The 25,917-nt window shown below is 41.8% G+C and carries 24 protein-coding genes; 18 read left to right on the top strand and 6 right to left on the bottom strand.

The window, feature by feature from the left end:
• The first annotated feature begins 222 nt into the window (after window positions 1–222).
• The 4 genes from ACIQCO_RS16120 to ACIQCO_RS16135 are packed head-to-tail and all read left to right on the top strand — an operon-like array spanning window position 223 to window position 3,849.
• Window positions 223–1,173, top strand: coding sequence for an ABC transporter permease (locus tag ACIQCO_RS16120; RefSeq protein ID WP_400430279.1), 951 nt, complete (start codon window positions 223–225; stop codon window positions 1,171–1,173).
• Window positions 1,166–2,116 (top strand): iron chelate uptake ABC transporter family permease subunit, encoded by a 951-nt coding sequence (locus ACIQCO_RS16125; RefSeq protein WP_400430281.1) that lies wholly within the window; start codon window positions 1,166–1,168, stop codon window positions 2,114–2,116. The genes ACIQCO_RS16120 and ACIQCO_RS16125 overlap by 8 nt, the downstream gene beginning before the upstream one ends.
• The gene (locus tag ACIQCO_RS16130; protein ID WP_400430283.1) at window positions 2,113–2,874 is read left to right on the top strand and encodes an iron ABC transporter ATP-binding protein; all 762 of its coding nucleotides are present in this window, start codon (window positions 2,113–2,115) and stop codon (window positions 2,872–2,874) included. The genes ACIQCO_RS16125 and ACIQCO_RS16130 overlap by 4 nt, the downstream gene beginning before the upstream one ends.
• Window positions 2,875–2,892: 18 nt before the next feature.
• Window positions 2,893–3,849: a siderophore ABC transporter substrate-binding protein gene (locus tag ACIQCO_RS16135; RefSeq protein ID WP_400430284.1), complete on the top strand. Its 957-nt coding sequence runs from the start codon at window positions 2,893–2,895 to the stop codon at window positions 3,847–3,849.
• 55 nt (window positions 3,850–3,904) lie between these two features.
• Here the strand turns inward: ACIQCO_RS16135 and ACIQCO_RS16140 are convergent, their stop codons facing one another.
• Window positions 3,905–4,441 carry a ribonuclease H-like YkuK family protein gene (locus tag ACIQCO_RS16140; RefSeq protein ID WP_400430286.1) on the bottom strand — a complete coding sequence of 179 codons (537 nt, stop codon included), beginning with the start codon at window positions 4,439–4,441 and terminating at the stop codon, window positions 3,905–3,907.
• A gap of 278 nt (window positions 4,442–4,719) precedes the next feature.
• Here ACIQCO_RS16140 and ACIQCO_RS16145 point away from each other — a divergent pair, with 278 nt between their 5' ends.
• Window positions 4,720–7,101, top strand: coding sequence for a M14 family zinc carboxypeptidase (locus ACIQCO_RS16145; RefSeq protein WP_400430288.1), 2,382 nt, complete (start codon window positions 4,720–4,722; stop codon window positions 7,099–7,101).
• Between the two features lie 98 nt (window positions 7,102–7,199).
• On the opposite strand, the gene ACIQCO_RS16150 is transcribed toward ACIQCO_RS16145, so the two are convergent.
• Window positions 7,200–9,599, bottom strand: coding sequence for a M14 family metallopeptidase (locus ACIQCO_RS16150; protein WP_400430290.1), 2,400 nt, complete (start codon window positions 9,597–9,599; stop codon window positions 7,200–7,202).
• A gap of 516 nt (window positions 9,600–10,115) precedes the next feature.
• Between ACIQCO_RS16150 and ACIQCO_RS16155 the strand changes: the two genes are divergently transcribed.
• Window positions 10,116–10,280 (top strand): hypothetical protein, encoded by a 165-nt coding sequence (locus tag ACIQCO_RS16155; RefSeq protein ID WP_400430292.1) that lies wholly within the window; start codon window positions 10,116–10,118, stop codon window positions 10,278–10,280.
• Between the two features lie 442 nt (window positions 10,281–10,722).
• Window positions 10,723–11,313: a biotin transporter BioY gene (locus tag ACIQCO_RS16160; protein WP_400430294.1), complete on the top strand. Its 591-nt coding sequence runs from the start codon at window positions 10,723–10,725 to the stop codon at window positions 11,311–11,313.
• A gap of 142 nt (window positions 11,314–11,455) precedes the next feature.
• Here ACIQCO_RS16160 and ACIQCO_RS16165 read toward each other — a convergent pair whose 3' ends face one another.
• Window positions 11,456–12,703: a GGDEF domain-containing protein gene (locus tag ACIQCO_RS16165; protein WP_400430296.1), complete on the bottom strand. Its 1,248-nt coding sequence runs from the start codon at window positions 12,701–12,703 to the stop codon at window positions 11,456–11,458.
• A 342-nt stretch (window positions 12,704–13,045) separates the two neighbouring features.
• On the opposite strand from ACIQCO_RS16165, the gene kynU reads away from it, so the two are divergent.
• The 6 genes from kynU to ACIQCO_RS16195 all read left to right on the top strand — a co-directional run bounded on the left by kynU (window position 13,046) and on the right by ACIQCO_RS16195 (window position 17,802).
• The gene (gene kynU, locus ACIQCO_RS16170; RefSeq protein ID WP_400430298.1) at window positions 13,046–14,338 is read left to right on the top strand and encodes a kynureninase; all 1,293 of its coding nucleotides are present in this window, start codon (window positions 13,046–13,048) and stop codon (window positions 14,336–14,338) included.
• Between the two features lie 109 nt (window positions 14,339–14,447).
• Window positions 14,448–14,918: a nucleoside deaminase gene (locus tag ACIQCO_RS16175; protein WP_400430300.1), complete on the top strand. Its 471-nt coding sequence runs from the start codon at window positions 14,448–14,450 to the stop codon at window positions 14,916–14,918.
• 158 nt (window positions 14,919–15,076) lie between these two features.
• Window positions 15,077–15,457 carry a GntR family transcriptional regulator gene (locus ACIQCO_RS16180; protein WP_400430302.1) on the top strand — a complete coding sequence of 127 codons (381 nt, stop codon included), beginning with the start codon at window positions 15,077–15,079 and terminating at the stop codon, window positions 15,455–15,457.
• Window positions 15,454–16,350: an ABC transporter ATP-binding protein gene (locus ACIQCO_RS16185; protein WP_400430303.1), complete on the top strand. Its 897-nt coding sequence runs from the start codon at window positions 15,454–15,456 to the stop codon at window positions 16,348–16,350. The genes ACIQCO_RS16180 and ACIQCO_RS16185 overlap by 4 nt, the downstream gene beginning before the upstream one ends.
• Window positions 16,337–17,086 (top strand): hypothetical protein, encoded by a 750-nt coding sequence (locus ACIQCO_RS16190; protein ID WP_400430305.1) that lies wholly within the window; start codon window positions 16,337–16,339, stop codon window positions 17,084–17,086. The genes ACIQCO_RS16185 and ACIQCO_RS16190 overlap by 14 nt, the downstream gene beginning before the upstream one ends.
• Window positions 17,083–17,802, top strand: coding sequence for a hypothetical protein (locus ACIQCO_RS16195; protein WP_400430307.1), 720 nt, complete (start codon window positions 17,083–17,085; stop codon window positions 17,800–17,802). The genes ACIQCO_RS16190 and ACIQCO_RS16195 overlap by 4 nt, the downstream gene beginning before the upstream one ends.
• 66 nt (window positions 17,803–17,868) lie before the next feature.
• Here the strand turns inward: ACIQCO_RS16195 and ACIQCO_RS16200 are convergent, their stop codons facing one another.
• Window positions 17,869–18,930 (bottom strand): YeiH family protein, encoded by a 1,062-nt coding sequence (locus ACIQCO_RS16200; RefSeq protein WP_400430309.1) that lies wholly within the window; start codon window positions 18,928–18,930, stop codon window positions 17,869–17,871.
• 213 nt (window positions 18,931–19,143) lie between these two features.
• On the opposite strand from ACIQCO_RS16200, the gene ACIQCO_RS16205 reads away from it, so the two are divergent.
• Entirely contained in the window at window positions 19,144–20,025 is an 882-nt protein-coding gene (locus ACIQCO_RS16205) for a LysR family transcriptional regulator (RefSeq protein ID WP_400430311.1), read from the top strand.
• Between the two features lie 354 nt (window positions 20,026–20,379).
• Window positions 20,380–21,612, top strand: coding sequence for a Zn-dependent hydrolase (locus tag ACIQCO_RS16210; protein ID WP_400430313.1), 1,233 nt, complete (start codon window positions 20,380–20,382; stop codon window positions 21,610–21,612).
• A 60-nt stretch (window positions 21,613–21,672) separates the two neighbouring features.
• Here the strand turns inward: ACIQCO_RS16210 and ACIQCO_RS16215 are convergent, their stop codons facing one another.
• Together ACIQCO_RS16215 and ACIQCO_RS16220 are read right to left on the bottom strand one after the other, a co-directional pair.
• Window positions 21,673–22,593 (bottom strand): DsbA family protein, encoded by a 921-nt coding sequence (locus ACIQCO_RS16215; protein WP_400430315.1) that lies wholly within the window; start codon window positions 22,591–22,593, stop codon window positions 21,673–21,675.
• 21 nt (window positions 22,594–22,614) lie between these two features.
• Window positions 22,615–22,926, bottom strand: a complete 312-nt coding sequence (locus ACIQCO_RS16220) for a winged helix-turn-helix transcriptional regulator (RefSeq protein WP_400430317.1) — start codon at window positions 22,924–22,926, stop codon at window positions 22,615–22,617.
• Window positions 22,927–23,109: 183 nt separating this feature from the next.
• On the opposite strand from ACIQCO_RS16220, the gene atoD reads away from it, so the two are divergent.
• From atoD to ACIQCO_RS16235, 3 genes are all read left to right on the top strand, one after another.
• The gene (gene atoD, locus ACIQCO_RS16225; RefSeq protein WP_400430387.1) at window positions 23,110–23,763 is read left to right on the top strand and encodes an acetate CoA-transferase subunit alpha; all 654 of its coding nucleotides are present in this window, start codon (window positions 23,110–23,112) and stop codon (window positions 23,761–23,763) included.
• On the top strand, window positions 23,760–24,410 hold the full coding sequence (locus tag ACIQCO_RS16230; protein WP_400430319.1) for a CoA transferase subunit B: 651 nt from the start codon (window positions 23,760–23,762) through the stop codon (window positions 24,408–24,410). Before atoD ends, ACIQCO_RS16230 begins: the two co-directional genes overlap by 4 nt.
• A gap of 243 nt (window positions 24,411–24,653) precedes the next feature.
• Window positions 24,654–25,838: an acetyl-CoA C-acetyltransferase gene (locus tag ACIQCO_RS16235; RefSeq protein ID WP_400430321.1), complete on the top strand. Its 1,185-nt coding sequence runs from the start codon at window positions 24,654–24,656 to the stop codon at window positions 25,836–25,838.
• Window positions 25,839–25,917 lie beyond the last annotated feature (79 nt).

A 25,917-nucleotide genomic window follows, 5' to 3' on the forward strand; every position in this document is an offset into this window, starting at 1 on the left:
GTGAAAAGGAAAGTTTTTAGGGTTTTTAAGATGTAAGGTTTTATTCAGGTTTAGGTCTTTCAGGGCGACGCTTTTGATTGTATCTCGTCATGCAATTGATAGAAATTCTCAATTAACCATTGACGTAAATTTTCCTAATGGTATAATCAAGTTAAATAGCAAATGATAATGATTTTCAATTTCATCTATAATGCTGGAAAAATAGAAATGTTGGAGACCGTCATGAAGAAACGATATCTACTAGTTGTGTTACTTATATTATCAGGAGTTTCTTTGTTTGTTGGGGTTAGCAGTCTATCACCATTGGACCTATTAGACTTTCAATCAGAAGAAACGCAAATATTCCTAATCAGCCGCATGCCGCGACTTGTTGCGATTTTATTGGCCGGGGCGGGAATGAGCATTGCTGGTTTGATTATGCAGCAGCTCAGCCGGAACAAATTTGTCTCACCGACAACGGCCGGCACCTTGGATGCCACACGGCTTGGAATCCTTGTTTCAATGTTGCTGTTTGCAAACGCATCGATGCTTGAGAAAATGGCGGTTGCTTTTCTTTTTGCACTTGGCGGAACCTTTTTATTTATGCAGATTCTCGACCGGATTAAGTTTAAAGATGCGATTTTTATTCCGCTGGTCGGGCTGATGTTTGGAAATATTTTGTCCTCTGTGACAACCTTTTTCGCCTATCGTGCAGATGTCATTCAAAATATGTCGGCGTGGCTGCAGGGGGATTTTTCGATGATTATGAAAGGTCGCTATGAGCTGCTATACATAAGTATTCCAATCTTGATAATAGCCTATTTATATGCCAACCGCTTTACCGTAGCGGGCATGGGCGAGGACTTTTCGAAAAATTTGGGTCTTGGATACCGCAGGGTTGTGAATATCGGGCTGGGATTGGTCGCACTGATTACGGCAACAGTTGTATTAACCGTCGGAATTATCCCATTCCTTGGTTTAATCATTCCAAATATCATCTCGATATTTAAAGGGGACCATTTACAAAAAACATTACCGCATACTGCCCTGGCAGGAGCCATCTTCTTGCTGGTTTGTGATATTTTGGGGCGTGTCATCATCTACCCGTATGAGATTTCGATCAGTCTCATGGTTGGAGTTATTGGCAGCGGGATCTTCTTAATCCTTCTTTTTAGGAGGAAGGCCTATGCGTAATTCGCTAAAAATAGCCAGTCTCGCCTTGATCGCGGCGGGGTGCTGTGCGCTGTACTTATTTCATGATTTAAATGGCAGTTTTGATTATGCGCTGCCGAGAAGAGCAATAAAAGTGATGGCAATGGTGATAACTGGCTTTACTATCGCTTATGCCACCGTTGTTTTTCAGACAATTACCCATAACCGAATATTAACGCCGAGCATAATGGGGCTGGATTCTCTTTATCTGTTATTACAAACATTGATTATATTCTTTCTCGGTTCCGGTCACATGATTGTTGTCAATAAACAAGTGAATTTTCTTCTTTCTGCTGGTGTAATGGTTTTGTTTGCCCTTTTGTTATATCGGTTTTTATTTAAAAAAGGCGGACAGTCGATTTATTTCTTATTGCTGGTTGGGATCATCGTTGGAACTTTCTTCTCAAGTATTTCGACGTTTTTCCAAGTGCTGATTGACCCAAATGAGTTTCAGATTGTCCAAGACCGGATGTTTGCTAGTTTTAATAATATTAACGCTGATTTAGTGTGGTTAGCCCTTATCATCATTGGGCTTGTGACGATTTATGCTTGGCGTTATCTAAAATATCTTGATGTGTTATCGCTTGGCAGGGAGATGGCTATTAATCTAGGTGTTCCTTATGATTCAATTGTGAAAAAAATGCTAGTAATTGTGGCGATTTTCATTTCGATTTCGACGGCATTAGTCGGACCGATTACTTTTTTTGGCTTAATTGTTGCCAACCTGTCGTATCAATTTTTTAAAACACATAAACACAGGGTGCTCATTAGCGGTTCCGTTGTCATGAGTATAATCGCTCTTGTCGGCGGGCAATGGGTGGTCGAACGCGTCTTTACGTTTTCGACGACATTGAGCGTTATCATTAACTTTATCGGCGGTGTCTATTTCATCTATTTACTATTAAAGGAGAGGAAGACTGGATGATTCAAGTGAGGTCATTGTCGAAGTTTTACGGGAAGAAGCCAGTTGTAGAAGCAGTTTCGGTAGATATTCAACCAGGAAAAATTACATCCTTTATTGGACCAAATGGTGCCGGGAAATCAACATTGTTGTCAATGGTCAGCCGGCTCCTTGATGCTGATACGGGCGAAGTACTTGTCGACAACGCGGATGTTCGTAAGATGAAGTCACAGGAATTTGCTAAAAGGGTTTCAATCCTAAAGCAGTCGAATTACATGAATGTCCGCCTGACGATTCGCGAGCTTGTTTCCTTTGGGCGCTTTCCCTACTCAAAGGGGCGGTTAACGGCGGAGGATGAACGGATTGTCGAACAATCGCTCGAATATATGCACCTAACCGAAATGCAGGACAGCTTTTTGGATGAGTTATCTGGCGGCCAGCGGCAGCGGGCCTTTATCGCGATGGTGATTGCCCAAGATACCGACTACATTTTGCTGGATGAACCTCTGAATAATTTGGATATGAAGCACTCCGTTCAAATTATGAAAATATTACGCAGGTTAGTGGATGAGCTAGGAAAAACCGTCGTCATAGTGCTGCATGATATCAACTTTGCTTCTGTTTATTCGGACCGAATTGTCGCGATGAAGGATGGCAAGGTTGTGAAGGACGGACCGACAGAGGAGATTATTCAGTCAGAGGCGTTAAGCGAGATTTACGATATGGATATACCGATTCGAGAAATGAATAACTGCAGAATCTGTGTTTATTTTAATTCATAAACGAAAGAGGGATAGATGATGAGAAAGTGGAGTTTACTAGGATTAATTTTTAGTGTGATTTTTGTATTAGCTGCCTGTGGGGGTACTTCAAAAGAGGAAGGCCAGTCGAAAACAGCTTCCACGGATACAAAAGAAACGGCAGAGAAACTGACCATTAAGCATAAATACGGTGAGGCAGTGGTTGAGAAAAATCCTCAGAAAGTGGTTGTGTTTGATTTTGGTATCTTGGATACCCTAGATGAGTTAGGTATCGAGGTCACTGGTGTCCCACAAGCAACGGTTCCTGACTATTTGAAAAAATATGCCGATAAAAAATATACGAATGTCGGCAGCTTAAAAGAGCCTGATTTTGAAGCGGTTCATTCACTGAAACCTGATGTTATTTTTATCTCGACGCGTCAAGCGGAATTATATGATCAATTTGCAGAAATTGCACCAACGGTATATGTGGAGATTGATTATGCAAATTATATGGACTCCTTTGAGAAAAACATGAACTTAGTAGGCGAAATTTTTGGAAAAGAAGACAAGGTGGCCGATGAATTAAAAGACATTAAAGCGACCGTGGAAAAGGTAAATAAAAAGGCGTCTGGACTCGACCAAAAAGGACTTATTTTGTTGGCGAACGAAGGAAAAGTGAGTGCCTATGGCCCAAGCTCCCGCTTTGGAATCATTCATGATGTATTTGGATTCGGCGCTGCAGATAAGAAAATTGAAGTTTCTACCCATGGTCAAAGCGTAACGTTTGAATACATTATGGAAAAAAATCCAGACGTATTATTTGTCATTGACCGCGCAACAGCCGTAGGAGGAGAAGTTGGCGCAAAAGAAATCATTGAAAATGAACTAGTAAAGAAAACAGCAGCTTATAAAAACGATAAGGTCGTCTACTTAGACGCAGACGCTTGGTACCTAAGCGGCGGCGGCTTAAAATCCATGAAAGTAATGGCCAAAGAAATAGAAGACGCATTATAAATGGAAGAAAGGGTGTCAGGCACCATGTGAAAATTTCACATGGTGCCTGACACCCTTATTTTGTGTAACGGTTCGCGTAGCTTGAGGCGACGAAGGCGTTTGGTTTGATTTTTGGTTCGACTCCCATGGATTCTATTCTTGTTACCATTTCTTTGACAAATTCCCTTGTTTTGTTACGTTTGCCGGCCCCGATGTCGATATGCCCCTCCATTGTAAAGGTTGCCCCTTGATAAAGATAGGGAAGAACAATATTAATCAGTTCACTTTTTCTTTCCTCCGTGAACAAGGAAACGACCTCTTCTGTTAATGATAGTTCAAGGGAAATTCGCTCGTGTAAATGGGTCATTTGTCTTGGGACAATTACTTTTGTTATGCATGCCCATACTCCTTTTCCCTTATTTTGAATAACAATTCCGGTGATAAAAATGGTCTGTGATTTATGGACCTGTGAATCTGTCCCAACCATTAAGCGGTAGTGCCCGCTTGGATTTAGATTCATGAATGTAACAATCCGTTCAAAGACCTGTTCAAACGACATTCCATTTTCCTGAAGGTTTTGAAACGAATGGTGATAATCCTGAGATTTTTTCATATTGAAGCACCACATCTTTCCCTTCCATTTTACTCGATTCTTATACCTATTTTATGGAAAGTGGTTTATTCTCGTGCTTTTTAAATGTAATAATAAGGAATTTTGTCCATGCAGTAGAAGTGTATGAATTTATTGTTACCTTTTTCCTAAAGACAGCTTTTTCCTTTGATTGTTTGGGAGAAAGGTAGGATGGTATTCTATTAGTTTTCTTATTATAATAAGTAGTAGTTAATAAAAATGCAGTAGTATTAATAAAAATTCACAAATGGGGGTAAATGATGAAAAAGAAGAAAACAGTTGCAGGCCTTTTGGCCGTTGGTTTATTAACAAGTGTACCATGGACTATGGGATTTGCTGAGGGACCAAAATGGACAAACGTTAATGTATATGAAGAACAGGATGGAAGTAAGTTTAATAGTGAAAACTATGACTTTGTGAAATTCTCGCAAATTGGTTCAAAGCTGAAAGCAATTGAGAAACAATCGAATCGCATTAAAGTGGAGGTTCGCGGAACATCTGCGGATGGAAATCCGCTTTATGTCGTAACGATTGCCGATCCTGGTTCACATGGGAAGTTTGGAAAAATTCAGGCGTTAAGAAAGCAAATGTTTAAAAATCCTGGGAAGGCTCAGGATTGGATTGCGGGTAATCCAGACTTTAAAGTTCCAGTTATGATCAATGGTTCCATTCACGGGACAGAATTTGCGGGAACGGATGCTATCCTTCAGCTAATTGAACGCTTCGCCACCCAGAATGACCAAGAGACGAAAAATATTCTAGAAAATAACATCCTCATTTTTAATGTCGTCCAAAACCCTGATGGACGTGTCGATGCCACTCGTTTTAATGGTCAAGGAATTGACTTAAATCGTGACTTTATTACCCAATCACAGTCTGAAACTAGGGAAACAGTTGAACTTATTAAAGAATGGAATCCGATGGTGTTCCTTGATACACATGGATACGTGAAAAACTACGCACCAAACCGTCAAGGATTAATTGAGCCATGTACACCGCCGCATAATCCAAATTACGAGTATGACCTATATAACAAGTGGGCTTACATGCAGGCTGAGGCGATGGAAGCTAATATTATGAAAGAAAAAGATAAATTTACAGACAGTACCCTTTATAAAAATATGCAAGGAGTTTATATCCCGCAGCGGAATGACAAGGACGGCTGGGATGATTATCCGCCAATCTTTACACCAATGTACGCGATGTATCACGGAGCCTACGGCCATACATTGGAAACGCCAACAAATGATTGGAACGGCGTACGCTGGATGTACAACGCCATCATTGGTGCACTTAATTTTGCGACAGAAAACAAGCAGGCGATGATTACCGACCAAATCGAAATGTTTAAGCGCGGCATCAACTTTGACCACCCTTTCCATAAGGATGGATTCTTCCCGAAAGCGTATATTCTTCCGGTTGATGAAAAAGATCCAACCATCACTCATAAAGCGGTCAATCATTTACTCAATAACGATATTGAAGTCGTCCAAGCTCCGAAATCCTTTGTAGTGGATGGAAAATCTTATCCGAAAGGTACATTTATCGTAAAAATGGACCAGGCAAAAGCCGGATTAGCAAACACGATGCTGTGGGACGGAGAGGATATCACCAACGATATCGGTGCCATGTATGATATTTCAGCATGGAGCCTGCCTGAGCTTTGGGGATTTGAGGCGATTCCGACACAAACTTTTGTTGATGTAACGACAAACAAAGTGAACAAAATTTCGGAGCAAGGGTCCGTATCCGGTAAGGGTCCGTTCTTGATTCCGAACAGCTCCGTTCAAGCTGTTAATCTAGTAAATACTTTACTGCAACAAGGAGTATCGATAAAACGCGATTCAAAAGGCAATTTTTATACAGATGCGGCAGCCAATATAATTTCAGCTGCTGTAAAGGAATCAGGCCTGCAAATTGAATCCACCGCAAAGGTTCCAGCAGATGCCGCTCCATTATCCAGCTTAAAAGTGGCAATTCTAAAGGATGGCGGTATTAGTAAAGTTCAGTCCCATAGCGGAACAAAGCTGTCCTTAAAGAGATTGGGCTTTCAGGTGACAGAGTTGACACCGGTTGAAGTAGCGGAAAACGGCTTAAATGGGTTTGATGTGTTCGTTTACAGCGGCTCATCCAGCCTGATTACGGTTATCACGAGTGCATCTAGCAAAGAATTCGGTCTTCAAGATCCGGCACAAGTAGCCAAGTTAAAAGCGAATATTAACAGCTTTGTCGCTCAAGGCGGAAAATATATCGCCGTAGGATCAAGTGCTTCACAGGCTACCAAAACGCTGGGACTTACGGATGATACGATAAATGTTGGCGGTTCCGACAGCAACGGAATTGTCAAGGTTGATTACGAAGGAACTGGTTTAACAGGTGGATATGGACAGAACGATATCGGATTTGTCTATCGCCCTACATGGTATACCAATACCGGAAATGATAAGGTAGTTGCACGGTATGCAAACAGTGATGACTTCTTCCAGGCCGGCCACTGGAAAAATAACAAAAATGCTAAAGGCCAGGCAGTAATGGTCAAAGAGCAGGATAAGGATGTAACCTTAATTGGTTTGGAAGCAGGCTTCCGTGACCATACAGATTACCTATTCCGTCTGCTATCCAATGCGATTTTTGAAAAATAAATAGGTTTCAAAAGCCTGGTTCTATAAAGAGCCAGGCTTTTGTGATTTTATTGAAAAATAAAAAGGCTGATCCCGGAGGATCAACCCTTTTCCTGCTCTTACTTAATAGTAATGGTTACAGAGTTATAGTTCTTGCCATTGCCAAGCGGATTATAATTTTTCTCAATGTTTCCGGCTGCATCAACGGCAAAATAATTAATCGTTGTTGTTTTATCAATCTTTAATGTTTCTTCAAATTCACGGGTTCCGCTTAATTGGATTTTCTTAGATTGGAAAGTTGGGCGGCTGCCATCAAGTGTATAATAGACGGTAGCAGGTTCGCTCGTTTCAATCTTAACCTCAACTGGACCAGTGTATTTACCGTTTCCAGGTGTAGCTTTTGAGGAAGGCGGCTGGTGATCCTTTGAACTGTTGTAAGCTACTTTTATCAAACCAATTAAACCATTAGCAAACTCCATTGCTTCTTCATGGCCTTCCGCAAATGCCGGCTGGAATCCAACTGCCTGCCATCTCTTTGTATCCTTATTCCATAAATCTGCCCCTACTTCGAAGTTCCAGGCGTAAATCCCTTTTTCATACCATAGGTAGTCAGCTGAGTTTCCAGCAGCAGAGTACAATACATCCGGAATCGGACCGGTACGGCTTGGCAGAATGACCGTTCCACGGTGGTCTTGAATGTCGTTTAACATGAGATCAGATGCTGCCCAATAGAAGGCTTCCTGTCCTGCAGTCGGACGAGGTAATGTTACACGTTTTGCATCGTAAGCACCAGGTGACCACATAAAGTAGCCGCCATAGCTATGAATATTCATCGCGAACTTGATGTTCGGATTTCTATCTGCAAGCCAGACAAGGTTTCTTGCTTCCGGCTCGGAATTTTCTGCAGGTCCAGCGTAAGTATCACTGGTACAACTTGCTGATGCACCAATATATCCATCAAACAAGGAGCCGACAGAATGGTTTCGGTTAAGGTCAACTCCCCAGTTATTACGGTATCCAGGGTCAGATGCCGTAGGACCACAGTGGTTTGTCATATTTCTCCGCTGCATATTGTAATCATAGAAACTATAGTTGGCACCGTCAGGGTTAACTGATGGAACAAGGAAAATATCCAGGTTGTCAACAAGCTTTCTTGTTTCGCTATCATGGGCATAGTTACGAAGCAGTCGTTCCGCTGTTTCGATGGTTACGAGCGGCGTTACCCACTCACGAGCATGCTCCTGAGCGTAACCAAGGACACCTGGCTTGGAACCGTCACGATGCTTCCCGATTCGGATTGCTTTTACCGTAAACGGATCGCGGGAAACATCTGCTCCTGCTTTTAAACCGTCAGTTAATTTCGCAGTAGTTGGTGCAACAACACCAGTGCCGGCATTACCGCGATATGTAGTCGCGGTTACAAGTTGACTTGCATTAGCGTTTAATGCGCTGACCACTTGTGAGGCTGTACTAGTGACCGTGCCCGCTGAATTTGTAGCTAAATCTACTAAAATCTTTTTGCCGTCCACCGTTACTTTTAGTGGAGAATTATTGACTTTAGGATTCCTGAATTCTACGGAAATATCATTACCGCCCTCATGCCCCCATGCTTTTGAGGAAACGACAACTGCAAGATTGGTCGTGCCGCCAATGGTTGCCTGGGCAAGACGTCTGTATCCGTTTGTTTTGTTTGGCATCTCAATAATGTCTACTAAGTTCGGGAACTCTTTGGCTAGTTTTTCGGCACGCTCATATAATTCATTTGGTGCCATATAGTGATCAACAAAATCTGTGACATAGTCTGTTTTTGGATGTTTCGGTTCTTTTCCCAGCCATTCCGTAACGGCACTTGTAGCTGTTCCGCCTAGGTTACTATCAATTTTGACAGATGTAGGGATTGCGGTTACTGGCACCATCAAATAGTGATAGATATATTCTCCGTAATCAACGAATCTAGAAAGTGTTGCTGACTTTTCAACTCCATCCTCTGTCCAGGTTGCTTTTAGGGAAGTACTTGCTGCCGCTCCAGCACTTGATTTCACTTCAAGATACAGGAATGTGGCGGATTGATTGGTAAAATGATTTGCGCGAAGAACCTTTAGTGTATCCTCAGAAGCTGCCAAACTAGCTTGAAGCTGAACCGCAGATTGCCGTTCTGCTACACGTGTGTTCCATTCATTTTCAGTGATTAGCGTATCCTTAACATTGATGCCAAAAGTCTTCAACATCGCAATTTCAGATGGTGTGACAACGGCATCCACTTCATAGACTCCGTCGTGTTGTTCGATATTGTGGGTAAGGTCAATGCCGAGCTCAAGAAGCTTGTCCTTGGCCTGATCATTCGGTACTACTAGTTGAACAATTGAGACAGACTCCTCGGCAGGCAGCGGCTGGTCAGGCTGCTCGACCGCTGCAGTTGGAGTACTTAGACCAGGGTAAAATGTAGTGAAACCCAGGCCGGTTATGGCAGTCATAACCATTAAACTCCTTTTCCATTTTAGCTTTTTCTTTTTTGTCAAAAAACTGCACCCCCAAATTTTAATCAAATTTTAGTACAAACTTATTTTATACTGAATATTCACAATAATTTGTCGTAAAATCGGGGAGCTACGAAAATTCTTCCAACAAAAATTTTAGTAAGATAATTTAGAGCTTTATAGTAATAGATTTAAAAATAGGAAGTTTTACCTATTTTAAAAGACCTGTGACCATTGAAAATTCTATTCATTTTTGAGGTTTAGAAATGCTATATGTTATTTTGAAATATCTTCCATGAGTTGGAAATTGGTATGATGGTGTTGTTTTTTGTTTAACATTGTTGCTTTATGTAGAGTTTTGGAAAAAGAAAGATACAAAGGGAGTAGAAGAATAATTCCGTGGTCCATGTAAGCAGATAATTTTTCGACTATAAAAAGTGTCCAGCTCCAGCAAACTTTTATTGTCTTTATGAAAAAACCATTAAATGCCTATCAATATTCGTGCCAGTCCAACATTAAATAAAGAAAGGAATTTATTATCGATTAGGATGGATGAAAATGGCAAAGAGAAACCGTGGAAAAACCATCAGCTACCTGCCGCAAAATGGACGGGGGACATGTTCAATATGTGAAAGAACAAGAATAAAACTGCTCTACCCATACAAAACAGAAACAAACCAAACCATCAAAGTCTGCAAAAACTGCCGCCCAAAAGATAAATAGGATGTAAAACAATGGGGTGTCATTGGGGTGTCAATCAATGGGGTGTCAATCATGGGGTGTCAGGCACCGTCCGTGGACATTTGTCCGTGTGGGATGGACATTGTTATGGGTGGTTAGTGCCTCTCCCGTTTAACGCCAAAAAAGGATTGAGCTTTAAGTAGTGCTCAATCCTTTTTTGTTTTTATCGGTGGTTATGAATTTTTTGAAACTCTCTTATAGAACCATGTCATCAAGATGGGGTCCACTATTCCCGCAAGAGAAAACTGCTGTAGGTTAGCATTAAGGCAGTGGGAAAATGGCTGGTTTTCACGTTAGGGTATCTCATTTTCTTAAATTAAAAAAATTCATTGTTAACCGAAAATGATTTGTGGTTGACAATACCTCCTTTAACCCTTTATTTTATATTTATGACAATTTATTTTGGGATAGGAGATTGAAAAGGATGAAGTTAAGGGCACTTGATATAACACTAGTTGGGATGTTCGTGGCACTTATGGCGATTGGAGCTAACATAACCTCATTGGCTCCGTTTATGGTTATAGGCACGGTACCAATCACACTCCAAACATTTTTTGCTATATTAGCTGGGGCAATATTGGGAAGTCGTTTAGGTTCCATTGCGATGATCGTTTATATGTTAGTTGGTTTGGCGGGGGTACCTGTTTTTGCAAAATTAAAATCAGGACCATTTATGGTTATAGATCCCACATTTGGCTTTATTATTTCATTTATTTTAGTTGCATTTATCATTGGGAGAGTGGTGGAAAAGAAAAAAACTGTGCCAGCTTTTATCATTGCAGCAGTAATCGGCTTGGCCGTCAACTATCTCTTCGGAACAAATTGGATGTACTTTGCGTATAAATTTTGGACTGCGGCACCTGCTGGCTTTACATACAAAATGACATGGATCTGGATGGTTCCCCCGTTGCCAAAAGATATAATCCTAGCCGTATTTGCAGGAATGATGGCCCACCGGCTAGAAAAAACCGTCCTATCAAAAGGCCAATTCAAACAATTAAAACGCGTTTCCTAAATAGTATCCTAACTGGTGTCAGGCACGTGGAAAAGATAGTGTCCACTGGAGACGGACAAATGTCTTTTTGTGGTGCCTGACACCCAATCAATGACACCCAATCAACGTAAACAAAAAAAGTGGCATAACCATAAGTTTCTGGTTATACCACTTTTTTGTTTAGGAGGCCGTTGAGGGCGGATACTTGGTTTTTTCCGAGCTGTTTGGATTGGAGCAATAGTTCGTCGGCTTGGATATAGGCTTTTTCAATTGAGGTGTGTTCATTCACTTTGTAGAAATAGAGCCCGAACGATGCTGTGTAGGAAATAGTCGTAATTTCCCCCTTATACTCTACTTGGACGGAATTATTTGCAATCGCGCCAAGCATCCTGTTGATCAAATCTACGGCCTGGTTATAGTTTCTGTTTCTAAGACAAAGTGTAAATTCTTCACCGCCGCTTCTAAAAAGATAATCCTCTTGACCTAAATAGCTTTTTAACGTTGCGGCAAAATGCTGGATTACTTTATCTCCTACGGCATGATTGTAGTTATCATTAATTCCTTTAAATTTATCGATGTCGGCAACGACAATGCCGATATCCTCCTCGGTTTGATTTAACTCGGCCATCTTTTTATCCATGAAGGTCCGATTGAAGACGCCTGTCAAAAAGTCCGTATAGGCCATTTGTTCAAACTGGTCCCGCTCCAGCTTATTTTGTATACTTTGAGATTTTGAATAGAACGAGAGGTTAACAATATAATTTAAGATAAATAGGCTGATAATCATTTCCCATTTTCCGTCTCGAAGAAAAAGAAATAATAGACCGTTAGTGATAGCCACTTTCCCATAGTCTAGTAAACTTATGTCTTTAAAAATAAAATTTATGCCCTCTTTAAATGATTTTTGTTCTCCTAAAGTAACAAATAAAATCAACATGATCGCACCTGATAAATAGGAAGAAAGACACACTAATCCAAATAACAGAATCCAATAGCCAAAGGGAAAGGATTGAAAACTTGAATAAAAGTGCTGGAATAAAAAATAAGCAATCGAGTTTGTAAGAACAAAGGAGCCAACATTGTAAAAAGTATCGAAAAACTCATTTGGATCTGCCATTTTTGCCCATTTCCGATAAAAATAAACGGTAAATCGATAAAGGGTTTCAAAGATGAACAAGCCTAACGGACCGGCAAATAAAATAAGTGATAAATCATAGCTTATTCCATATTCAATATTGGTATTACCATTCTTAAAGAATACCCGTAGGCGAAAGTATAGGGTGGAGAAAAACCAGAATACAATTAAGGCTACCATAAAGCTCTTGTTATCAGTCAAAATACCAGGGGAGAAAAAAGCTATGGCCACGGAAGTAAAAAATAACGATAATTGATAAATCCTAGCTTTCAACATAATACTCCATTCACTTCCTAGTATATAAATTCTATCCTAAAGTAGTATCTGCACCGAATTTTAAAAGATTATTATGATAGACCAGTCTATACTCCTATTGTACAAAATTTCCTGAAGATAACGAACTACTTTTTAAAAATCATTTGTTGCTTGAAAAATTATTAGTAAAATTCTGAAAACGCAATACAATTAGTCCCGTAAAGCAGATATAATATTTTATAATTGTTACATAGCGATTAAGTGAAGTTCGGTTGTTTTGAAAAAACTAAGATTCTACTTCCTAGTTTACTAACGAATGCACCTGCTTTTCCAATCTGATAGATGAAGGGATGATTGTTAATAATGGAGGGGTCTTTACTCGATGCTTCAGAAGCCTATGCAAAATCACTGGATGAAAAAGCGGAATTGACAAAGTTTCGCGAAGAATTTTACCTTCAAAAGGATCATTATTATATGGATGGAAATTCATTAGGCCTATTATCGAAACGGGCAGAGGAAACGCTGTTAAATTCCCTTGAAGACTGGAAGAGGTATGGCATTGATGGCTGGATGGGCGGGAAGCAGCCTTGGTTTTCCTTATCTGAAAAAATAGCAGGAATGCTTACACCTTTAGTTGGTGCCAAGGAAGAAGAAGTGATGGTGACGGGTTCTATTACCGTCAATATCCACCAGTTAATAGCAACCTTTTATAAGCCTGTAGGAAAAAGGAAGAAAATTCTAGCGGACGAGTTAACTTTCCCGTCGGATATTTATGCCCTTCAAAGTCAGCTGAGGTTAAAGAACCTTGACCCAGTTGAGGATCTCATTCGCGTGAAAAGCAGGGATGGCCGAACCCTCAACGAGGAAGATATTATAGCGGCGATGACGGATGAAGTGGCCATCATTTTGCTGCCATCCGTGCTCTACCGCAGCGGCCAGCTCCTTGATATGGAGCTCTTGACGCATAAAGCCCATAAGCGCGGAATCATCATTGGTTTTGATCTTGCCCATTCCATTGGGGCGATGCCGCATGAACTGCACGATTGGGGAGTGGACTTTGCGGTGTGGTGCAATTATAAATATTTGAATGGCGGCCCAGGCAGTGTCGGGGGACTTTTCGTTCATGAAAAGCAGCTTGGGATTCTTTCTGGACCAGGACTGGGAGGATGGTTTGGTTCGAAAAAGGAAAAGCAATTTGATATGGAGCATGTCCTCACACCTGCTGAAACAGCTGGTGCCTTCCAAATTGGCACACCTCATATTTTAAGTTTAGCGCCAATTTTGGGATCGTTAGAAATTTTTCAAGAAGCAGGAATCGAAAATATTCGCAGAAAATCGTTAAGTCTCACCCGGTATATGATGGAGCTGATGGACTATGAGCTGCGGGAGATGGGATTTTCCATCACAAATCCAATGGATGACCGCTTTAGAGGCGGGCATGTCAGCCTTGAACACAAGGAAGCAGCGCGAATCTGCAAGGCATTAAAAGAAAACAAGGTTACACCGGATTTCCGTGCACCTAACGTCATCCGTTTAGCTCCGATTGCCCTCTATACCAGCTATCATGACGTATGGAAGACGGTGCAAATCCTAAAAACCATCATGATAGAAGAACAATACAAACAATTCAGCAACGAACGGGAAGTAGTTGCATAAAGATAATGTGTCACACAAAATGCTTGGAGATGATGAACAATTCCCCTTTCCTAAATTTAGGAATATCCTTATATGGAGGAGAAATGTCTTAAAGGACTGGGGGAAGAAGATGAGTCAAGAAATGTTTATGAAGGCAGCGGTAGATCTTGCTCTTGATAATGTTGTAACCAACGGTGGCGGGCCGTTTGGTGCGATTATCGTAAAAAACGGGCAGATCGTTGCGGTCGGCCGTAACCAAGTAGTGGCAAATAAGGATCCTTCGGCACATGCTGAAATGCAGGCGATTCGGGCCGCATGCAGGTATTTGAATAGTTATGAATTAAAAAATTGCGAGATTTATTCGAGCTGTGAACCATGTCCAATGTGTTTAGGAGCGATCTATTGGTCCAGACTAAAGTCCGTTTACTATGCCTGTACAAATAAAGATGCAGCACAAATTGGATTTGACGATCTCTTTATATACAAACAACTTGCCCTGCCAGTGGAAAAACGAAGTATTCCAATGAAACGAATCGTTCCAAGCAATACTTATATGCCATTAAATGCCTGGATTCACAAAGCGAACAAGAAGAATTATTAATGTTTCATAAGGCTCTGACCTTGGTGCAGGATTGCCCCCAGGGAAAGGGCCTTTTTTGTTTTTAAAAAAATATGGCAAAGTCCAATTGTTTATCATTACCAATTATGATATACTACATTACAACACTAATGCACTATATCAGAGGAGGGGTGAAAAGATTGATTCTTAATCTGGACGGGACGAAGCCGATTTATGTCCAAATTTCAGAATGGCTGGAGAATGAGATTTTAAATGGAAATGTTGCAAGTGGACAAAAAATTTACTCCCAGTACCAGCTTGCAGAGATTTTTAATATTAACCCGGCAACGGCGGCAAAGGGGCTGAATATTTTGGCGGATGAACAAATTTTAATGAAAAAGCGCGGGCTTGGGATGTTTGTCACGAGCAACGCTAAAGAAATGATTCTGACCAAGCGGAAAAACCAAACGTTGAAGCGGCTTGTACAGGAAATTGTTTTGGAAGCGGGACGGCTTCAAGTAAGCAAAGAGGAATTAATCGACATGATCAAAACGGCTGACATAGGGGAGGCAGAGCAATGACTGTAATTGAATGCCGCGGACTGACGAAAGTATATGGCGGGGCAAAAGCGTTAAACAATCTTAGCTGCAAAATTGAAGAAAATAAAATTACGGGACTCATCGGCCGGAATGGCGCCGGAAAAACAACCTTACTTAAAATCATTACCGGTTTTTTGAAAGAATCTACTGGGGAGCTGAAGGTTTTTTCCGAAACGCCCTTTAACAATTTGCAGGTTTCAGCGAATGTTATTTTTATTCATGATCAAATGAATCTCCCGACTTCCTTAAATCTTAAGGAAATATTGGAGACAGCAGCGAGCTTTTATGAAAATTGGGACCATGATTTGGCGAACCGTCTCTTAGAGTATTTTTCCCTCAACCCATTGCAGCATCATAACGGGTTATCTAAGGGTATGAAAAGCACGTTTAACGCCATTTTAGGATTGGCCGCCCGAGTGCCGTTAACTCTTTTTGATGAACCGACGTCAGGGATGGATGCAGCGGTCCGAAAGGATTTTTACCGTGCTTTACTTAAGGACTATCTTGCCCACCCAAGGACCATTATTATTTCGAGCCATCATTTGAATGAAATTGAGGATTTGCTAGAAGACATTCTCCTTATGAAAGATGGGAAGGAACTTCTTCATCTGCCAATTGCCGATTTAAAGGAATGGGGCCTTGGACTTCAAGGGAAGACGGCCATTGTAGATGAATGGACACAGAACAAAGAGCTTATTTATCAAAAAAGTGTTGGGCTGGATCAGTCGTATGTGGTGGTAAGGAATGATTTTTCCGAAACAGAACGGCAGCATGCCCGTCTTGCCGGAATTGAGTTTACTCCAGTTTCCGCAAGTGACTTATGTGTCTATTTAACAAGCAAAACGAAAGGGGGAATTGATGATGTCTTTAACTAGGGTTCGTCTGATAGATGTTGTAAAAAAGCAGTATCTTTATAAGCTGAAGGCTTACAGTCAGGTTTTCATATCGCTGATTTTCATTCAATTGTTGGCCGTCCTCTTTTCCATGAATGGTATTGGGGGTATGGGTTCAAGTGAGGGAAGTTTTCAAATAGAAATTAAATATTTCTCGGCTGCAATGGTGGTGGCCTTTACGATGCTGTGGGGATTTATTACCGCCATTATCATCACAACGAAGGCGTATCGAAATGATGACTTCGTCTTTGTTACCAATCGAGCCAGCAGCAATTTAGCCAATACCGCATTTTTATTAACCGCGAGTATCATTGGCGGAATTACATCGATGTTATCTACCTATGTAATCAAAGTGGTTGTTTATTATTTTTTTAGTGACGTATCTTTAAAAAGCACGTCAGTTATGTCGGCGCCAAACGAGTTTTTCTTAGGATCATTCTCTACATTTCTCTACATCTTCCTATTTTGTGCGCTAGGATATTTAATTGGAACATTAGTCCAGATTAATAAAGCGTTTGCAGTTTTGATACCGGCAGCGTTTTTCGGGGGATTAATTATTGATGGACTTAGAGGGAATGAAGGAGTGATCGCAAAGGGATTTAATTTTTTCTTTATGGAACCATCACTAACATTGTTTATCATAAAAGTCATTGTTACGGCGGGCCTGCTTATTTCTTTTGCCTTTGCATTATCGAATAGAATGGAGGTCAGGTCATGATGGGGATGATACCGCTTCTTATTACGGCAATGATTATCATCGGTATTGTGGTTTTATCGACAAAAGAGATGAAAAGAACAATAAATAGGAAAGGAAAAATTTCATACAGCCATCGTGTTTTGTGGATCTTCAGCGGATATGTAGCAGTCCTTTTGATTTGTGTGGTGTTGGCAGCTGTTCATCCCGCTAAAATAGTGGAAGGAAGGGAAAAGGTGGATAGCGGGGAATTGGAAAGTGAAAGCTTAAATTTATCTGAAGCAGTAAAGGAGGGGAAAATCAATCAGGTTGACAAAAAATTGATCCGTAAGCAATGGCAATTTACTGTAACAGGGAAAAAGCTTTCAATAGCCTTTGATAATGATGAATACCAAAATATTACCATTGTTGTTGAGCGGAAACAGACCAATGATGGCACGCTTGAAGCTGTATTTTATAAAACAAGTTCAAGTGTGAATGGGATGGAAATAGCGGAACTGGCAAATCCCCTTGGCTTGACACTAACGGGGGACAGTTTAACAATCAAGAATCCAAAGGCAAGTAAACTGGCCTTCACAGAATTTTCAAACCCGTTTTCTGTCAGTCAGTTTACAGGAGAAGCGTCCTTATTCGACCATAATACCGACATTACACACGGACAAAGCATTCTCTACCTCCGCATCCCGAAAGACCTTGAACTGCACGATCAATCGAATCAAGACCTTCAATTTGTTGAGTAGGCAAGAGGAAAGAGGAAACAGGTGCCCCTGTTTCCTTTTCACATATCTATTATACTTACACGATTTTTAAGCTATAAAATACGCAGCGATTGAAAGGACGACAGATGTAATTAACATTGCTATCAAAGGCCGGGCTGCCTTCGTTCGGAGGTCGCGCAAGCTTACATTCAAACCAAGTCCGACCATTGCAGTGGTTAAAATAAAGGTTGTTGCATTGGCAATCCCATCCATGGCTGCTTTCGGAACTGGAATCGATTTACCGAGCACATAACTTCCAAACAAGCTCATCAAAATAAACCCAATCAGAAACCATGGAAATTCAATTTTCGTATCTCCGGCCTTTCCGGCACTTTTTCTTTTTACCCAATACATAAGAATAAAGCATAATGGCACAAGAAGCAGCACCCGGCCTAATTTGGCAAGCAAGGCAATCGCTAACCCATCCGGACCAGCAGGGGCACCGGCTAAAGCGACATGGGCAATTTCGTGAAGGCTGATTCCGCTCCAAATTCCATAATCAATCGCTGATAGCGGAAGAAACGGACGCAGGATAGTATAAGTAATTGAAAAAATTGTCCCAACTAAGGCAATAATTCCTACACCAATAGCGGTATCTTCATCCTTTGCTTTAATGATTGGCGAAACGGCTGCAATCGCCGCTGCCCCGCATACACCTGTACCGACTCCCAGAAGCATAACGAGGGAAGATTCCGCTTTCAGCAATTTTCCAAGCCAAACAGTAAATAATATCGCAAAGGCAATGACACCAACATCCCGTGCAAGCAGTCCCAGTCCTTGATGAAGCACTATATCGATATTAAGTTTTAAACCGTATAAAATAATTGCAAAACGTAAAAAACGTTTGGAGGAAAATTGGATCCCGGCGCGGATTTTTTCCGGATAACCGAGAAATTGCCGATACATAACCGCAATCACGATAGCACAAGCGAGCGGGCCAACACGATCAAAGCCAGGGACCTTTGATAATACATAACCGATTGCCGCAATCACAACGGTAAATGCAATTCCTGATAACCATAATCCTACGGAGGGTTTTGGTTCGGGCTTTTTTTGCGGCTGTTCAGCCTGTTTATTTAAAGATAAAGCACTAGCACTTTGGCTCCCCATTCATTTCACCTCAGTTTATTTTCTCTCCTCAGCATACTCCTGTTTTATACATAAGGAAAATAAAGATATATAATAGGGATGATAAGTAAATATATATAAATGGGAAAAGCGCAAGCGCCCGTTTCGCGAACTACTAGCCGCTTGTGCTAGACAATTCTCAAAGTCGAATGATATTAAATTCCGATACGATAAAAAAGGTTAAGGAGCAAAACGATGGACCAGTATTTAGCGGTATTTGTAAAGGTTGTCGAAAAGGAGAATTTTTCGAAAGCCGCGGAGGAGCTGCATATGACGCAGCCTGCGGTCAGCCAGTATATTAGAACCTTAGAAGAATCCATCGGCACGAGGCTGCTAGAGAGGAGCAATAAATATGTGCGCCTCAATCAGGCCGGGGAGATTGTTTACCATCACGCAAAAGAAATTTTAGCCCTTTATACAAAAATGCAGTCACTGGTCGATGATCTGACCAATAAGGCGAGCGGACCGCTTGCGATTGGTGCGAGCTATACATTTGGTGAATATATCCTGCCCCATATTATTGCTAGAATGCAGCGGGAATACCCTCAGATCAGTCCGTCCATCAAAATCCAAAATACAAAGGAAATCATTGAGCTGGTGAAAATGCATCAACTTGATATTGGCATTATTGAAGGATTTTTTAAAGAGGATACGTTAAATTCGGAGGTCGTTTCTGAAGATAATATGTTTATTGTTGCCCCGATCGGACATCATTTATTGACTGAGAAACGGGAAAAAAGAATGTCTGATTTAGCGGAAGAAACATGGATTCTACGAGAAGAGGGTTCCGGCACAAGGGAGGCTGCTGAAAATCTGTTTCGGATGTCTGATTTTACTCCGAAAAAAATCCTCGAATTCGGAAGCACACAGCTGATTAAGGAATCGGTGGAAGCGGGGCTGGGGATCAGCTTATTGTCTCAATGGGCAATCGAGAAGGAACTAAACAACGGTTATATCGGAAAGATTGATGTCCAAGGACTGCCATTTAAACGGAATTTTTCAATCCTGACTCAAACCTCCTATCAAACAAAAGCATTGAAGACATTTATCGAAACATTAAGAGGATACCTAGCTTAATGGAAACAAAAGCAGCGCTTTATTAGAAAAACTGCACATTCAATGCCAATAGGCTAATTCGCTGTAGGAAATGGTTTCCTCATTGGGCTAGGCTGTGAATCATACAATTTATAAAACAATCTCCCTGAAGGATTTGATGTTTTGTCTAGTGACAGCTAGTAGAAGTGTTATATAATTGAAATGACTGAATATTTTTTCAAATCTTATAATAAGATAATTGTGGGAATGGGACGGCTTACGAAAGTAGAGTCGTAACCGTTACTGACAAACTGAATTTCTGCTTTTCAACTCCATGAGATTTATTAACACACTTAGAAACGTTCTTAATCTCATTTTAAAAGGGAGTGTTTAATCATGCAAAAACAAAAGCTATTGATTAATGGAGAAAGACTGAAGCAGACACTAGAACAATTTGCCGATTTTGGCCGAACAGAAAACAATGGGGTCACCCGGTTGTCATTATCACAAGAAGATTCCAAGGTAAGGGATTACTTCCGTTCCTGCTGTGAGGAATTAGGAATGGCGGTCACGGTTGATGATATGGGCTGTATGTATGCCACCCTTGAGGGCAGCGAAAATAAACCTCCAATCCTAATTGGGTCTCACCTGGATACGGTAAAAAAGGGCGGCCGCTTTGATGGTGTACTAGGTGTCGTAACGGGCCTGGAAGTGGTTAGAACGATTGTGGAAAATAACATCAAGCCGCGGATTCCAATTACGATTGTGAATTTCACCAATGAAGAGGGTGCAAGATTCGAACCTTCGATGATGGCCTCAGGTGTACTCTCTGGGAAATTTGACAAGTCCGTTATGTTGAAAAAGAAAGATGCTGAAGGAGTTACCTTTGAGGAAGCCCTCAAGTCCAGTGGCTTCGAAGGGGATATTGAAAACCGTCTGAAAGAAGCGACCGCCTTCCTAGAATTACATATTGAACAAGGCCCCATTTTAGAAAATGTTGCGCTTTCTATTGGTGTCGTCGAATGTGTCGTCGGGATGGCGTGCTTTGAGATTGAAGTAACCGGGGAATCAGACCATGCCGGTACAACCCCAATGAACATGCGAAAAGACGCTCTGTTTGCAACCAATAACTTAATCAATGAAATCCGTAACCACTTAAGTGTGTTAGATGAAGAATTAGTCTTCACTATTGGCCGGGTGAATGTGTATCCGAGTATCCATACCGTCATTCCTAATAAGGTAGTCTTTTCGCTGGAGGCACGGCATAAGGATCCGGAAATCGTCAGCACCTATAAGGATTTTGTTCAACGTCTGCCACATTTAGGGGTCAATGAGGGCTGTGAGGTCAAAGTGACCAAATTATGGGAGCGGGACACCGTTTGGTTTGAACCGGAAATCTGCAATCTGCTTGAAGAATCAGCAAAGTCGCTGGGCTATTCTAATCGACGGATGGTCAGCGGTGCCGGCCATGATGCGCAATTCATTGCGAGCTTCGTCCCAACGGCCATGCTGTTTGTTCCAAGTATCAACGGAAAAAGCCATTGTGAAGAAGAACTAACGACTTGGGAAGATTGTGAAAAGGGTGTAAATGTTGTTCTAGATACAGTGCTGACATTGTTGGCAAAATAGGTAAACATGCAAAAAAAGACTCTTTCACCTAAGGAAGAGTCTTTTTTTCACGACTTTATTCTACTTTTTAACGATATAAGCTTCTCCAAGAATTTCATTGAGTTCGTAATCGTCAGATGAAATCCCTGCCTCAATAAATGAGCCCACCTGATTTTGTTCAAGCTCATACAGGACCTCGATTTCTTTTGAGAACAATAGACCTTCTTTTTCAATGAGGTTTTTAAGTGAAGCAGGTGTCTGTGCTTGTAAAGGTTCAGTTGTGCCTAATATCTGTTCAAGGCCTTTCAAGTAGAATTCCAGCGGACGGGAACCGACGATTTTGACGCCTTTGTTTTCTTCGTTAACCATGATGATGGTTGGGAAACCGCGTACACCAAGGCTCCTAGCTAGTGCAAAGTCTTGATTTAATAGTTCGTGTCCTTTGGTGAGTTCTGCTTCTTTCACAATTGTTTCTCCATCTAGCCCCAATTGGTTTACGATGTTAATCAAGACTAGTTCATCGGCAATATTTTCATTGAAGGCAAAAACAGCTTCTCTTGCACGCCGTAAAAAAGTTCTCGCTAGCTGCTCATCCTGTTGCTGAACCATTTTATACACACGGGATGGTATGAACGAAGAATGAACCGGATTGTCATACCATAAGGAACCGTCAATTGGCATACGGGAGTACTCGCCGACTTCCCTCCAGTGACCGGCAACATCCGAAGGACTTCCGATGCCATTGGCTACGTCGGCAAAGCCATCCCAGCTTTCTAATAATCCCCCCATCACTGTATGCAGCTCAAAATATTGTCCATACTGCTCTTCAAATTTGCGCAATACTGGCTCCAGTGCCCAGCAGTGAGAGCAGATAGGGTCCGTAACATAATAAAGTGTGATTTTCTTTTGGGGTTGGTTCAGATCGATTGTCTCAAATGTCTCATCGCCGGCTTCACCGCAAATGCCTGTTTCTAAGTCGCAAACCATTTTGTTGTTCGTCATGTAAGTCTCCTCTTTCCTTTTCTAATTTTTGTATTGCAAGGCCCATTTCTGAATCGATTCCAGTGCCGTTGTTAAGGAATGGCCCTTTTCCGTTAATTCATACGAAATAATAACTGGGGATCCAGTGACCACCTTTTTTTCAATTAATCCGTACTCGCCAAGCTCTGTTAGCTTTAATGAAAGGGCTCTGGGCGTAATATCAGGAAGGTCACGTTTCATTTCGGAAAAATGAGCTTCCCCACCGGGACAAAGTGATAGGTAATGGATGATGAGGCCATTCCATTTTTTTCCTAGTATTTCAAATGAGTATTGTAGATAGGGGCAAATTTCCAATATAACAACCTCCCTTATATACTTAAGTATAACAAGTATAAAAAATATATCAAGTATAAAAATTATACTTTAAATTTCAAGAGTTTTTTTCACTTACTCGTTGGCACGAATCTTGCATTTCTAATAAGTGTGAGGACGATTAACTACACTTATTTTTTCAGGAGGTGCTTTTAAGTGAATAAAATGATTTCAATGGAGGAAGTTTCAACGCTTTTTACAGATGGAATGACAATTATGGCAGGGGGCTTTATGGGGGTTGGTACGCCTCAGGATCTTGTATCTGCGATGCTGGAAGCCAATGTGAAGGATATTACTCTGATTGCAAATGACACCGCTTTCACAGAAACGGGTGTAGGGCCGTTAATTGTAAACAGACGGGTTAAAAAAGTAATTGCCTCCCACATCGGGACAAATCCTGAAACAGGCAGACAAATGATTGCTGGTGAATTGGAAGTGGAATTGGTTCCCCAAGGCACCCTGGCTGAACGTGTCCGTGCCGGCGGGTCAGGCCTTGGTGGAGTATTGACGCCAACGGGTGTTGGAACCGTTGTCGAAGAAGGCAAAGAAAAGATTACTGTTGACGGGCGCGAATACCTGCTTGAAAAACCGCTTCGTGCTGAAGTTGCCCTTCTAAAAGCATATAAAGCAGACAAAGCCGGGAATTTAATCTATCATCGCTCCGCTCGGAACTTTAACCCATTAATGGCTTTAGCAGCGGACACGGTCATTGTTCAAGTTGAGCAAATCGTCGAAATCGGGGATATTGACCCGGATGAAGTCATGACTCCGGGTATCCTCGTCGATAAAATTTTTGTGCAGGGAGGTTATCAATCATGATTAGTACATTAATAAATCCAAAACAAATCATCGCCGCTCGTGTTGCCAAGGAATTAAGTGACGGGGATGTAGTGAACCTCGGTATCGGTCTTCCAACGATGGTGCCGAATTTCCTTCCGGAAAACGTCAACGTGATCCTTCAATCGGAAAACGGCTATATCGGCCTTGGTCCTCTAGAAGGGGAAATCGATCCCGATCTGGTTAATGCTGGTGGGCAGCCTTCGAGTATCCTTCCGGGCGGTGCCTTTTTTGACAGCCTATTCTCATTCGAATTAATCCGCGGAGGGCATGTGGACGTCACCGTTCTGGGCGGATTAGAAGTAGATGCGAACGGCAACCTTGCCAACTGGATGGTTCCTGGAAAAATGGTGCCGGGTATGGGCGGTGCAATGGATTTAGTTACTGGAGCCAAGAAAGTTATTGTCGCAATGGAACATATGGCGAAAAATGGGTCGTCTAAAATACTTGAACAGTGCCGTCTGCCCCTTACTGGAAAAGGTGTTGTCGATATGATCGTAACAGAATTAGCAGTTTTTCGCGTGACCGAAGAAGGATTGGTACTTGAAGAACTCCAAGAAGGTGTCAGCTTAGAGACCGTTAAGGAAAAAACAGAGGCTGCGTTTATTGTTAATCCAGCATTAGCATAGCTTCACGATAAATGTTCAAGGATCTGAGTGGTATTTTTACCCGAAATAAATTGATTCGCTGATAAAACCTCCAGATTCGCTGATAAAAGTAGAAAATTCGCCGATAAAAGGCTAGATTCGCTGATAAACTATAGAAATTCGCTGATAAATGTTCAAACTTCGTAAATAAAGGGAATATTTAAAGAGAAAAAGTACCATTTTCATAGATTAGGCCACGAATAAAAGCACAGGAGGACAAATTTCATGCGTGATGTAGTCATAGTTAGCGCTGTTCGGACAGCGATTGGCAGTTTCATGGGGACGTTAAGTAAGACCCCAACCACTGAGTTAGGTGCACTTGTAATCAAGGAAGCTCTAAACCGTGCGGGAGTAAACGGGGAACAAGTCGATGAAGTGATCATCGGGAACGTACTTCAAGCTGGACTTGGCCAAGGACCTGCCCGTCAGGCTGCTATCAAAGCAGGCTTGCCGATTGAGGTTTCTTCCATGGCAATCAATAAGCTTTGCGGCTCGGGTCTAAAGGCCGTACATCTTGCCACCCAAGCCATCCAGACTGGCGAAGCTGAAATTGTTGTAGCCGGCGGTATGGAAAATATGAGTCTAGCACCATACCTGCTCATGCATGGCCGGGAAGGCTACCGCATGGGAGATGGGAAAATAATCGACAGTATGATTGAAGATGGTTTGCAATGTGCCTTGAATTCCTGCCATATGGGAGTAACGGCTGAAAACATTGCCGAGCAATACGGCTTAAGCCGCGTAGAGCAAGATGAGTTTTCGGCATGGAGTCAGCAAAAGGCAGAAATCGCAATCGAAGAAGGTAAGTTCAAGGAAGAGATTGTACCTGTAATTATTCCACAGCTTAGAGGGGAATCTCTTCGTTTCGATACCGATGAATTCCCACGTGCAGGAGTTACCGCGGAAAAGCTTGCAAAACTAAAGCCTGCTTTTAAACAAGGGGGAACCGTTACCGCCGGAAATGCTTCTGGTATTAATGATGGAGCGGCCGCCCTGGTCCTCATGAGCAGGGAAAAGGCACTCGAACTAGGCATCAAACCAATGGCCGTCATCCGGGGCAGTGGCACTGCTGGTGTGGATCCGGCAGTTATGGGCATTGGGCCAGTACCTGCGACGAAAAAAGCATTGGAAAAAGCAGGACTTTCAATGAAAGAAATCGACTTAGTTGAAGCGAACGAAGCCTTTGCTGCACAGTCATTGGCAGTTGGCCGTGAACTGCAGATACCAAACGAAAAACTGAATGTAAATGGCGGTGCTATCGCATTGGGACACCCAATCGGTGCCAGCGGTGCACGCGTACTAGTCACCTTGCTGCATGAAATGAAACGGAGGGATTCCCGATATGGACTTGCTGCCCTTTGTATTGGCGGCGGGCAAGGGATTGCCACGATTGTTGAAATAGAGAAATAATTGGATTTCATTTCCTAAATTAATGTCAAAACGATTCCGTAAAAGCGGAAAAATTCCGTTTTTGCGGAATCATGCTCAG

The organism is Neobacillus sp. NPDC093127 (assembly GCF_044754175.1).
Lineage (GTDB): Bacteria > Bacillota > Bacilli > Bacillales > Cytobacillaceae > Neobacillus.